Raw genomic sequence first — 11,817 nt, 5'->3', positions numbered from 1 at the left:
CATCGCTCGATCGTCCGGATGTCGCCGAACTACCAAGGCTAACATCAGATCCCATCTGTACGGCGGACCGCAGGGGTGGAATCCTCATTTCCTTCGGACCTGAACAGAAGCGAGCAGGGTATATAACCCCTTTGAATCGGAACCGCACCGATTCGCTCTCGCACGTCCGGTCCGACTCGTTAGCGGCGAACCGCCAACGACCTTCGGACCAGAACGAAAGCGAGTGGGACATATAAACCCTTCGACCCGGAACGACTCCGGATCGACCTCGCGTGTTCGGCCCGTGATTGCGGGACGGTTTGAACGTCCCGCGACCACGTCGTATCGTTCTTCGCATTCCATTCGAGGAGAGGGGGACATAAAAGGCCGTCGTATCAAAGCCGCATTGGTAAGGTACACCTACTCCAAGAAGAGGCGAAGATTGTGAGGCCACAAAAGATAGATAACGCTGCCAACTGGATAGACGTACGCCACGGTGAGACGGGAACGGATGGATATCGACGCCTTACACGAGCGCGGACGACAGCGGATCGAGACGCTGGTCGCAGAGCTGGCGATAGACGGCGAAGTCGCCGAAACCGCGGCGGCGATCTTCACACGAACGTACACCGAAGAGACCCAACAGGGACGCTCGGTCGACGCCGTCGCAGCAGCCGCGATCCACGTTGCCTGTAAAATCGAGCGCGTCCCGGTGACAGCGGCTACGATCGCGGAAGTTGCCGAGATCGAAGAATCGCACTTGCTGCGCCGATCGAAATGGGTCCAATCGGCGATCGATCAGCCGATCGACGCGTTCGATCCCGCACCGTTCATCGACGAATACTGTGACGCCCTCAAATTGAGTGATGATACGCGCACGCTCGCGCACAACGTCGTCACCGTCGGGATCGACCAGGGCATCGCCTCCGGAAAGTCGCCAGCCGGATTCGCAGCTGCAGCAGTGTACTACGCAGCGATGCTGCAGGACGAACAGTGCACCCAAGATGATGTCCACGAGGTTTCGGGCGTCAGCAAGATTACGATCCGAAACCGGTACCAAGAGCAGGCCGAAGTAGTTGGTGACGTGACATAGGAGACAGGATCACAACTGTCGAAGATACGGCTCGAATGACGAAGAGTCGACCTGTAACCTGCGACGGGTTAGTAACTTCTATACCCACAGGGTCCAAGGCTCGTTATGAGAGTATGAGTCAGTCTTACAACCGCGGGCTCGTCGAGGACTTCGGCCGGTGGAAGGAGTTCTCGGCCGGGATGTGGGCCTGGATATTCCACAAGTTTACTGGATGGGTGCTGATCGGGTACCTGTTCACCCACATCGCGGTCTTGAGCACCGCAACGGAGGGGGCAGCGACGTACAACAATACGCTCGGTGGACTGGAGGACTTGCTGATCGTGCGCGTGCTGGAAGTCGGTCTGCTCGCGGTCGCCGTGTTCCATATCCTCAACGGCGTTCGGCTGTTGATGGTCGACCTCGGTGTCGGTCTCGAGTCACAGGACAAGAGCTTCTACGTCTCGTTGGTCGTCACAGCAGTCATCGTCGTTGCAAGCGTGCCGACGTTCCTTAGCGGGGTGGGTGCCTGATGGCCGAACGCTACTCCTCGTTCGACCGCGGCGGGACGCGGTGGCTGCTCCAGCGGATCACGGCTGCGTTCCTGATCGTCGTGCTGGCGTTCCACTTCTTCCAGCTCCACTTCGTGACCCACGCCTACGAGATCGAACTCGCGGGCACGGAAGCGCGCATGCAGAATCCCGCGTACTTCGCGACGATGGTGCTGTTCCTCGTGACCGCGGCGTTCCACGGCATCAACGGCGTCTACAACGCGCTGGTCAACCAAGGGATCGAGGGAACGCAAAAGACCGTCGTCAAGTGGGGGCTGATCGCCGCCGGCATCGTGCTGGTCGCGCAGGGAATTCGCGTCGCAACCGTCATGGCGGGTGTTTCGATCGCATGAGTACTCAGGATGCAAGCGCAGAGACAGAGGACGCACAGACCGAACCGAGCACCGGTTCGGCTCATCAAGACCGCCGGATGCGCGAGAAGCGCGAGCGGCAAGCCGAGCGCGACGAGCAAGCGCAGGCTGACGCCGAAGCCGCCGCGGACGAAGAGGCGGTCCAGCTCAAAGTGTTCCGGTACGATCCGGAAGTCGAAGGCAAGCAAGAGCCTCGCTTCGACGACTTCCACGTCCCCTTCGAGAAAGGGATGACCGTGCTCGACGCGCTAATCTACGCGCGCGATCACTTCGACTCGTCGCTGACGTTCCGTCACTCCTGCCGACAGGCAGTCTGTGGCTCGGACGCCTTCTTCGTCAACGGCAGCCAGCGGCTCGGCTGCAAGACCCAACTCGTCGAACTCGAAGAGCCGGTCCGAATCGAGCCACTCCCCCACCAAGATGTCGTCAAGGACCTCGTGGTGGACATGGACCACTTCTACGACCAGATGGAAGCGGTCGAACCGTACTTCCAAGAGAAGGAAGAAGACCTCCCTGACGCCGAGGGCCTCGAAGAGCAGCGCCAGAGCCCGGAGAACCGTGAGAAGATCAAGATGTCCTCACGCTGTATCTGGTGTGGCGCCTGTATGTCCTCTTGTAACATCGCCGCCGGGGACAACGAGTATCTCGGTCCCGCGGCGATCAACAAGGCCTACAAGTTCGCGATGGACGACCGGGAAGGCGAGGACCTCAAGCAGCACAGGCTCAACATCCTAGAGCAGGAACACGGCGTCTGGCGGTGCCAGACCCAGTTCTCCTGTACGAACGTCTGCCCGAAGGACATTCCGCTGACCGAGCACATCCAAGAGCTCAAGCGCGAAGCAGTCAAGAACAACCTAAAATTCTGGTAACATTACTATGCACGAACACGACGTAATCGTTGTCGGCGCCGGCGGCGCCGGCTTGCGAGCGGCGATCGCCGCACAGAAGGCGGGGGCCGACACGGCCATCGTGACGAAACTCCACCCGGTTCGAAGCCACACCGGCGCGGCCGAGGGCGGCATCAACGCCGCGCTGCGCGAGGGCGACGACTGGGAGCTGCACGCCTACGACACGATGAAGGGGTCGGACTACCTCGGTGACGCGCCGGCCATCGAGACGCTGGCCCAAGACGCCCCAGAGGACGTGATCCGACTCGAACACTGGGGGATGCCGTTCTCTCGCGAGGAGGACGGTCGGGTCTCCCAGCGTCCCTTCGGCGGCCTCTCGTTCCCGCGCACGACCTACGCGGGCGCAGAGACCGGCCATCACTTGCTGCACACGATGTACGAGCAGGTCGTCAAGCACGGCGTTCAAGTGTACGACGAGTGGTTCGTCTCCGAACTCGCGGTCACGGACCACGACGATCCCGAAGATCGGACCTGCCACGGCGTCGTCGGCTACGACGTTCAGTCGGGCGAGGTTGCCGGGTTCAAGGCGAACCAAGGCGTCATCCTGGCGACTGGTGGTCCCGGTCAGGTGTTCGATCACACGACCAACGCCGTCTCCTGTACCGGTGACGGGCAGGCGATGGCCTATCGCGCCGGCGCACCGCTCGAGGACATGGAGTTCGTCCAGTTCCACCCTACGACGCTGCCGTCGACGGGCGTCCTCATCAGCGAGGGAGTCCGCGGTGAGGGTGGCATCCTCTACAACGAGGAGGGCGAGCGCTTCATGTTCGAGCACGGCTACGCGAACAACGAGGGCGAGCTCGCGTCCCGTGACGTCGTCTCGCGGGCCGAACTCACCGAAGTCAACGAGGGCCGCGGCGTCAACGACGAGTACGTCCACCTCGACATGCGCCACCTCGGAGAGGAGCGCATCATGGACCGCTTGGAGAACATCCTCCACCTCGCGGAGGACTTCGAGGGCGTCGACGGCCTCGTGGAGCCGATGCCGGTCAAGCCCGGTCAGCACTACGAGATGGGCGGCATCGAGACCGACGAGAACGGCGAAACGTGCATCAACGGCCTGTACGCCGCCGGAGAGTGTGCCTGTGCGAGCGTCCACGGCGCCAATCGCCTCGGCGGGAACGCCCTACCCGAGCTGATCGTCTTCGGCAAGCGCGCCGGCAAGCACGCCGCCGGGGAGGACCTCGGCGAAGCCGAGATCACGACTGGCCGTACCGACGAAACCGAACCCGGCGAGGTCGACTCGCCGGTTTCGCTGGGGGCGGTCGACTCGTCCGACGAAGACGCCGTCGCCGACGGCGGTGCGGTGACCGGCGAGTCGGTCGTCGAGCAGGCCGTCGATGCGCAAAAACAGCGCGTCGAGCAGCTGCTCGAAAAGGACGACGGCGTCCAGCACGCCGAAATCCGCGAGCGCCTCCAGAAGGCGATGACCGAGAACGTCAACGTGTTCCGCAACGAGGAGGGGCTCAAGACGGCGCTCCGAGAGATTCGGAAGGCCCGCGAAGACTATCAGGATGTCTACGTCGACGACCCCTCGCGGACGTTCAACACCGACCTGCAACAGACGATCGAGACGCGCAACCTGATCGACATCGCGGAGACGATCACGCTCGGCGCGCTCGCGCGCGACGAGTTCCGCGGCGCACACTGGCGCCAGGAGCACCAAGAGCGCAAGGACGACGAGTGGCTCAAACACACGCTGATCTCGTGGGACGAGGGCTCGCCGGACCTCTGGTACAAGCCGGTCGTCCTCGAAGGCGAGAACAAGACCTACGAGCCAAAAGAGCGTAGCTACTGAACGCCCAGCGCCCGGAGCAGGTCGAAGCCGATTCCCGACCATCGAACGATTTTGTAGCCGAGATAGATGCCGACGATGCCCATCAGTCCCGGTAGTTCCGGTGGGGCGGGGATCGGTATCTGGAGGAAACTAAACAGCCCCCCGGCAAGCACGCCCGTTAACAGCGCCAAAAGTGTGAGCGTTAGGTCCATTTGCGGGCGACACATTGCGCCCAGAGAGAAAAACAGTTGGGTCGCTGAGTGACATCTACGAGAGAGGATTTACATGCACCCCCGACGTAACGCCCCACGAGGAAGGGTAGCTCAGTGGTAGAGCACCGTCACGCCGGCGTACGATACCGTCGGCGGTGTGGCGTCAAGGCTTCGCGTGGTTCAAATCCCGCCCCTTCCGTTTCTCGATTCATCACCAGCGAGGCGTTTCATCGCCGAGCGATGCGGATGAATCGTGTTCGGACGACCAAGGGATTTGAAGTAGACTAGGCGCGCACAGCGAAGCGAGCACGTCTGGGCGTGGTTCAAATCCCGCCCCTTCCGCTTTTGCGAGGAGTGGACACGACGAGCAAATCGTAGACCACGGGATTTGAAACAGGGAGTGGGAGGTGAGCGAGCGTAGCGAGCGACCGGGAGCGGCCGCAGTTCAGACGCGTGTCGTAATGGAACCCCGAGACTGCGCCGTATTATCGACAATCGTTGTAGAGGGGTTTTATTATCGTCGAAGAAATAGCAATGTTCAATGACAGCGGCCTCTCAAGACCGGTACGCGGCGACCGCCGCGGTCCCGGAGGACCTCGATTCGGCGGAGGCGAAGCTCGTGTATCTCAGTCTCAAAACAGCAGGCGGTGCGAGCGTCGACGAACTGCGCGATAACGTCGGGCTGAACAAACTCACGCTGCACAGTATTCTGCGAACGCTTCGAGAGCGAGGCACCGTCCGAGAGGACGACGGTATTTTCAGTCCGGCCGCCGACGCGCGGTGAGCGCTAGTACTACAGCTCGATCCGTTCGACGAGCGACTCGTCTTGATCTGCGTGCTCGTTGATCGCAACGATTCGGATGTCGTCTTCGAGGCCCGAGTCGTGGAGCTTGTGCTTGAGCAGGTTGTCGACCTGATAGACGCCTGCAGCGTTTGTCATCTCGATCTCGACCAGCACTGCGGAGCCGTCGCCGGGCTGTAGCGCGACGTTGTGGATGGCCTGACTCGAAATCGTGTTGATGCCGCGCCCTCCCTCTTCGTAGGGGATCCGGGAGCGCCCGCGTTCCATGTCGAGCGCGTCGGCCACGCGAATCACACCCGCTTCAGTGGTCAACGGCGTCTCCGCAGTGTGGTGACAGAGGATGGCGTGAAGCACCTCGCCTTTGACGCGTACCGTCTCGGCGATGTCGTAGAACTCCGGGAGAATGCGGTCGAGGATGTCCGCCGCGAGCGGCAGTGAGTAGTAGGCGTGATCGTCGCGGTGGACGACGTGGCCGATGTCGTGAAGCGTCGCCGCGAGAGCGACGATTACCGCCTCGTCGGCCTCGTCGAGACCCTGCTGGCTGGCACCGTTGAACTCGACCCCGGCGTCTTTGAGCAGATCGTACAGACACAGCGCACGATTTCTGACGATCTCGATGTGCTTTGCGCCGTGGTCGTTGTACCCCTTCCGATCGACGGGGTTGACGTTCTGTGCTTCGAGGTAGGTCTGAATTTCCTCGTCCGTCGTGATCAAAGAGAGCACGTCGTTGACCCGCGCGTCGGGAAACGCGTGCTCGTCGGCTGGGTCGTAGACGCGACCGTCAGTCTCGGGGTCTACCATACGGGGTACTGGCGGCGCGTCGGAAAAAACTCACCGGGCGAGAGCGTCGATCCGAGTTTAGTCTGCGGCTTCGACGGTGGCGGCGGCGGCCGCGGCCTCGCGGACTTCCTCGTAGTCCGGTTCGACGCCGGGGTCGTCGCTGACCCACGAGTACGTGATTTCGCCGTCGGCGTCGACGACGAACACCGAGCGCTTGGCGACGCCGTAGACGCCGAGATCGTCGAAGTCCATCTCGATGTCGTACGCGTCGATGATCTCCTTATTGAGGTCGCTGATCAGCCCGAAGCTCAGATCGTTCTGATCGCGGAACTCGTTGAGCGAGAAGGGCGTATCGCGGCTGATGCCGTAAACCGTCGCACCGATGTCCTCGAAGCCCGAGAGTCGGTCTTGGAACGTACACATCTCGTCGGTGCAGACGCCGGTAAACGCGCCGGGGAAGAACGCCAGCACGATCGGCGCATCGCCGAGTTCGTCCGAGAGCGTCAGGGATTCGATGTCGCCGTTGGCAAGCGGTGCAGTGAAGTCCGGAGCGGAGTCGCCTGTGTCGACCATTACGGGAAGTTGTTAGCCCGATAGACCCATGTTAGTTACGTTTGTGATCGTCCGTGTCGGCGGATCACCGGACGGGATCCCGCCGCCGATGGAACGCGACGCTCCATTGGATTTTCGAACGCATGAGGGCGCCACGGTGTGGGTTCTGAACCGAGCCCCGAAGACGACCGGAGGGAGCAAAAAGCCTATAATTGCGAGAGAGCAAGCAACAGGTAGAGATGGCACCTGAAATCACACCGCTGTTCGCCATTCCCGGCGGTCCGGAGATGCTCGTCGTGTTGCTCCTGGCCGTCCTCCTGTTTGGCGCAAACAAGATCCCCAAGCTCGCCCGGTCGACCGGCGAGGCGATGGGCGAGTTCCAGAAAGGACGTGAAGAAGTCGAGCAGGAGCTACAGGAAATGCGCGATGGACCCGGCGAGACGGACAGCACGCCCGAGCCCGCGGACGACGACGAGTTCGTCGAGACCGACCACGTTGCGAGTGAGGACGCCGAAACCGAGAGCTCCAACAACTGAAGTTTTTCTGCGTCAATTGGGCGTGTGGCCTAGCGGATAGGGCGAAAGGTTCCTAACCTTTCGACCGCGGGTTCGAATCCCGTCACGCCCGTTTTCCTGCGAGCGACAGCGAGCAGTGAACACGGGCCGAGGGATTCGAAGCAGGGAGTGAGAGGTGAGCGAGCGTAGCGAGCGAACGGGAACGACCGTGGTTCGAATCCCGTCACGCCCGTTCTGCGAGGAGCGGACGCGACGAGCGAACGAACCCGGGAATTCGGTCTACGCAAGACGAGCAGCGCGAGTCTTGCACCGAGTTCGAATCCCGTCACTTGCACCGCCAGCCGAAGTCCCACCACGTTCGTGCAGTCTCAGTATCCCCCGAGAACGGCGTTGACGGTAGCACCGAGCAGCACGATTACGCCCGCGAAGTACAACCAAGTCAAAAAGAGCAAGATAGCGCCGAGGACGCCGTAGGCATCGTAGTTGCCCGCCTGCGACGCGTATATCTGGAAGCCGACTTGCAGGGCGAGCCAGCCGCCGGCAGCGAACACCGCTCCGGGGAGCGCCTCACCGGCAGTCATCTCGACCGGCGGCATTACGTAGTACAGCGGCAGAAAGACGACGAGCAGCCCGGCGACGAGTGCAAGCCAGCCGACGACGTTCAGGAAGGGGACGCCGAACGCCTCGGCGAGACCGATCACGGCGCCGAGTCCGATCATGAAGACGATTGCGAGGCCGATCAACGCGAGCGCGAGGAGGCCATCTCTGATCTGATCGAGCAGCGATGTTTCGGCGTCCGGACGATACACCTCGTCGAAGGCGATATCGAGCGCTCGAAACATTTTGAGCGAGCTCCAGAGCAGCGCGACGGTCCCGATGAAGGACGCGCTCGCTCGTCCTTGCGGGTCCGAGAGTGCGCCAGAGACAACTGTTTCGCCCTCCGATGAGAGACTGCCGCTGATCGCCGAGACGATCTGATCGGCAAAGGACTCACCGCCGACGAGCGATCCGATGGCGAGAACCAGCAACAGCAGCGGGAGAATAGAGAAGAACACGTAGTAGGCGATGCTGGCCGCCAGAAACGTGATCTGTCGATCGCGCGCGCGGTCGGCCACGGCACGTGCCGTCGAAGCGACGTCCATAGGATCGGTAGAACGTCCCCGGACACAAACGTTTCATCGAGCCAACGCACTGGAGAGTGTCGGGTCACGCGTCAGCGGCGAGAAGGGACGTGGACGAGACGCGATCGCTGGCCGTAAGTTTGAGTGACGCACTTCGGGAAATGATATTTATTTCATCATGTGTAGATGATTACATTCACCACCAATTCTTATTATACATAGTTGTGTGGTATCCGCCGACAACGATGTCACGAGCTAACGCGGGCAGTGGGCTGATGTTCTCACTGTACGAGCAGTATATCGGGGAGCCAAAATCGAACAAGCAGGTGTATGGGTACTGGCTGTTTCTCGTCGGCTGCGTGATCGGATTCGCGGGGGTGTTGCTGTTCGTGACGATGATCCCCTCGAGTGCGACCGACGGGATCGAAGTGTCGGTCACGGCACGACTCGCGTACACGCTCGCGGGCGCGGGACTGCCGATCGCAATCGTCGGGATCGTCTTGCTGCTGCCGGTTCGAGAACGAGCGATCAACGCGACACTCGGCGGCCTCGCCGTCACGGGAATCGGCATCCTTGGGTTCAACATCGCGTACCCCGACAACTGGGCGGGGTACGGGCAGGACTACACGATACCGGTCGTAGCGGTGTACGCTGTCGGCTTGGCCGTCATCGCTGGCGTCGTCGTGCTGGTGCCGTTTCTCACCGGGAAAGAGGGGATGCTCGTCGAAGACGAGGTCCGCGGGCTCGACGCCCACCCCCCGGTGCTGGTCGGGCAGAAGAACCACGGGACGCTGTTTAGCGTGTTCCGCCGGCCGGGCGAGGAGTGGACGTGGCGCGCGGTCCAACAGAGTGCCATCGCGGCCAGCGTCGAGGCTGCGAACAGCCGAACGGCGGCGAAAGACGCCGTGGCAGATCTCAAGTCCAAAGTGAGCAACGCGCGCCTGCTTGAGATCACGACCGCAGCGTTCCGACTGTACGAGGACGAGCAGGGCGTCTGGCGGTGGGTGCTGCTACGCGACGACGGCAGCGTCGCCGCCGAGAGCGGCCAGCGCTACGACTCCCGAGATGCCACCGAGGACTCGGTGAGTTTCACGAAGGACCAAGGACCGGCGGCGCCGGTGCTCGACATCGACGGCGCCGCGTTCGACGTCTATCGCGAGGGAGACAACTGGTACTGGCGACTGCTCGACGAGGACCGATCGGTCATCGCGAAGGGCCCCGAGACGTACGACGACGAGCCGAGCGCGGACGACGCCGTCGACGACGTCGTCGATCGGATCGGCGACGCGCGCGTGCTCGCTGTCGATCCCTTCGGCGTCGAACTGTACGAGGACGGCGACGGCTGGCGCTGGCGACTGCTCGATGCGGACGACGACGAAATCGCCGTGAGCGAGCCGACGTTCGAGTCGCGCCGACAGGCCGAAGCCGATGCCGACGACGTGCTCGGTCACGTCGCCGACGCGACCGTCGTCGAGCGCGGACGGGCAGGATACGAAGTCTACGAGGACGACGGCGGCTGGCGCTGGCGACTGCTCGATACCGACGACGGCGTCGTCGCCGAGAGCAATCCCGAAGCAACTGATCGGTCGGCGGTCCAGACCGATGCACGGCGGATGGCTGCAACTGCCGAGGATGCCGAGACGTTCGAGGTCGACGACGCCGACTACGAGATCTACCCCGGATCGGACGGCTGGCACTGGCGCTTCGTGACCGAGGACCGCCGCGTCATCGCAGACCGGACTGGCGGGTACGAGACACCCGAGGACGCCAGCGAGGCGATCGAGCGCGTCCGCGAGCAAGCCCAAGAAGCCGACCTGCTGGAGTTCGAGACCGCGGCGTTCCAGCAGTACCAGACCGTCGCCGGCGACTGGCGCTGGCGCTTGATCGACGAGGGCGGCGCCGTCCTCGCTGACAGCGGCGAGGCCTACGACTCGAAGGACGACGCCGGAAGCGCGATGGCGACGCTCAAGGAGAAAGCGCCCGACGCTGATCTGCTGGAGATCGAGACCGCGGCGTTCGAGCTGTTCGAGGACGACGGCGGCGACTGGGGCTGGCGACTCATCGACGAGGGCGGCCGACTCGTCGCCGACGGCGCCGACCGTCACGCGACCAAACAGGGCGCGCGCGAGGCGATGGACTTCCTCGTCGATCACTCGCCCGACGCCGACATCCGATCGGTCGAGGGGGCCGCGTTCCAGCTCTACACCGACGACGCCGACGATTGGCGCTGGCGGTGCATCCACGAGACCAACGACGTGCTGGCAGTCGCACCCGACGGACACGCAACCCGCGACGAGGCGTCCACGAGCGTCGACGAGGTGCGTCCGACCGCCGACAGCGCGGACATCGACGTCATCGAAGACGTGGCGTTTGAGGTCGACCCTGATCGTGGACGACGGTGGGATCTGATCGACCGGCACCGCGAGACGCTCGTCGAGGGACGCGAGCAGTACGAAGACGCCGAAGCAGCGCGGCAGGCGATCGAACAGCTACGCTCGGAGGGCGGCGACGCGACGATCTTCGCCATCGACGAGGCCGCGATACGGCTCAGCGACATGGCCGACGGCTGGCGCTGGGAGCTGATCGACCGCGACCGGACCGTCTACGCCCGGAGCGCCGACAGCTACGACGTTCGGGCGCGGGCGGCGTCGGTGATCGACGAGGTGCGCTCGCTGGCACCGGAGGCCGGCGAACTCGACTTCGAGACCGCCGGATTCGAACTCGTCCGAGAGGACGGCCAGTGGTACTGGCAGCTGCTCGACGCCGACGAGACGGTCGTCGCAGGTGGCTCGACTGGCTACGAGGACCGCGGCGGTGCCGTCGACGCGATCGACCAGATTCGGGAGATGCTGGGTACCGCGAGCGTCCTAGAGATCGACGATCCGACGTTCGAGGTCCACCAGCGCGACGGCGGCTGGATCTGGCGGCTCGTCGACGAGCACGGCGACGCGCTCGCAGAGAGCGCCGAGACGTACCCGACGCGTTCCGACGCCCGCGAGCGGATGAACACGCTCAAAGAGCACGCCCCCGAGGGTGCGCTCTCGGTCGCGGGCTGACCGGCGCGACCGACCGGAGCAGACCACGCGGAAGCGACGGTCGTCGACGCCCGGAACGGACCGCGGAAACGTCGGTCGCCGACTGCCGACGACCGCTGCGAGGCGACGCTATTTTGACCGACGC

General features: G+C 63.2%; 12 protein-coding genes and 2 tRNA genes. 10 read left to right on the top strand and 4 right to left on the bottom strand.

What is annotated here, in order from left to right; translation table 11 throughout:
* Positions 1 to 475 precede the first annotated feature (475 nt).
* From CRO01_RS10870 to CRO01_RS10850, 5 genes are all read left to right on the top strand, one after another.
* A complete protein-coding gene (locus CRO01_RS10870) occupies positions 476 to 1,072 on the top strand; it encodes a transcription initiation factor IIB family protein (RefSeq protein ID WP_143824946.1) in 597 nt (198 codons plus the stop codon).
* Positions 1,073 to 1,185: 113 nt separating this feature from the next.
* Entirely contained in the window at positions 1,186 to 1,581 is a 396-nt protein-coding gene (sdhC, locus tag CRO01_RS10865; RefSeq protein WP_097009139.1) for a succinate dehydrogenase, cytochrome b556 subunit, read from the top strand.
* The gene (locus tag CRO01_RS10860; RefSeq protein WP_097009138.1) at positions 1,581 to 1,952 is read left to right on the top strand and encodes a succinate dehydrogenase hydrophobic membrane anchor subunit; all 372 of its coding nucleotides are present in this window, start codon (positions 1,581 to 1,583) and stop codon (positions 1,950 to 1,952) included. The genes sdhC and CRO01_RS10860 overlap by 1 nt, the downstream gene beginning before the upstream one ends.
* A complete protein-coding gene (locus tag CRO01_RS10855; protein WP_097009137.1) occupies positions 1,949 to 2,839 on the top strand; it encodes a succinate dehydrogenase/fumarate reductase iron-sulfur subunit in 891 nt (296 codons plus the stop codon). Before CRO01_RS10860 ends, CRO01_RS10855 begins: the two co-directional genes overlap by 4 nt.
* Before the next feature lie 7 nt (positions 2,840 to 2,846).
* Positions 2,847 to 4,676 carry an FAD-binding protein gene (locus tag CRO01_RS10850; protein WP_097009136.1) on the top strand — a complete coding sequence of 610 codons (1,830 nt, stop codon included), beginning with the start codon at positions 2,847 to 2,849 and terminating at the stop codon, positions 4,674 to 4,676.
* Here the strand turns inward: CRO01_RS10850 and CRO01_RS10845 are convergent.
* A complete protein-coding gene (locus CRO01_RS10845; protein WP_097009135.1) occupies positions 4,670 to 4,867 on the bottom strand; it encodes a XapX domain-containing protein in 198 nt (65 codons plus the stop codon). The genes CRO01_RS10850 and CRO01_RS10845 overlap by 7 nt on opposite strands.
* Positions 4,868 to 4,967: 100 nt before the next feature.
* Between CRO01_RS10845 and CRO01_RS10840 the strand changes: the two genes are divergently transcribed.
* Positions 4,968 to 5,066: transfer RNA gene (locus CRO01_RS10840), tRNA-OTHER, on the top strand.
* A 342-nt stretch (positions 5,067 to 5,408) separates the two neighbouring features.
* Positions 5,409 to 5,651, top strand: coding sequence for a TrmB family transcriptional regulator (locus tag CRO01_RS10835; RefSeq protein ID WP_097009134.1), 243 nt, complete (start codon positions 5,409 to 5,411; stop codon positions 5,649 to 5,651).
* A 9-nt stretch (positions 5,652 to 5,660) separates the two neighbouring features.
* On the opposite strand, the gene CRO01_RS10830 is transcribed toward CRO01_RS10835, so the two are convergent.
* Entirely contained in the window at positions 5,661 to 6,470 is an 810-nt protein-coding gene (locus CRO01_RS10830; RefSeq protein WP_097009133.1) for an HD domain-containing protein, read from the bottom strand.
* 57 nt (positions 6,471 to 6,527) lie between these two features.
* Positions 6,528 to 7,022, bottom strand: a complete 495-nt coding sequence (locus CRO01_RS10825) for a redoxin domain-containing protein (RefSeq protein WP_097009132.1) — start codon at positions 7,020 to 7,022, stop codon at positions 6,528 to 6,530.
* A gap of 218 nt (positions 7,023 to 7,240) precedes the next feature.
* On the opposite strand from CRO01_RS10825, the gene CRO01_RS10820 reads away from it, so the two are divergent.
* Together CRO01_RS10820 and CRO01_RS10815 are read left to right on the top strand one after the other, a co-directional pair.
* Positions 7,241 to 7,537 carry a twin-arginine translocase TatA/TatE family subunit gene (locus tag CRO01_RS10820; protein WP_097009131.1) on the top strand — a complete coding sequence of 99 codons (297 nt, stop codon included), beginning with the start codon at positions 7,241 to 7,243 and terminating at the stop codon, positions 7,535 to 7,537.
* An 18-nt stretch (positions 7,538 to 7,555) separates the two neighbouring features.
* Positions 7,556 to 7,628, top strand: a tRNA-Arg gene (locus tag CRO01_RS10815).
* A 256-nt stretch (positions 7,629 to 7,884) separates the two neighbouring features.
* On the opposite strand, the gene CRO01_RS10810 is transcribed toward CRO01_RS10815, so the two are convergent.
* Positions 7,885 to 8,658: a YihY/virulence factor BrkB family protein gene (locus tag CRO01_RS10810; protein WP_097009130.1), complete on the bottom strand. Its 774-nt coding sequence runs from the start codon at positions 8,656 to 8,658 to the stop codon at positions 7,885 to 7,887.
* Between the two features lie 254 nt (positions 8,659 to 8,912).
* Between CRO01_RS10810 and CRO01_RS10805 the strand changes: the two genes are divergently transcribed.
* Positions 8,913 to 11,693, top strand: coding sequence for a DUF1508 domain-containing protein (locus CRO01_RS10805; protein ID WP_179747462.1), 2,781 nt, complete (start codon positions 8,913 to 8,915; stop codon positions 11,691 to 11,693).
* The last annotated feature ends 124 nt before the right edge of the window (positions 11,694 to 11,817 follow it).

Origin of the sequence: Natronoarchaeum philippinense (genome assembly GCF_900215575.1) — an archaeon.
GTDB lineage: Archaea > Halobacteriota > Halobacteria > Halobacteriales > Natronoarchaeaceae > Natronoarchaeum > Natronoarchaeum philippinense.
The sequence above is the reverse complement of the archived record's forward strand: the minus strand, read 5'-3'. Positions and strand labels throughout refer to the sequence as shown.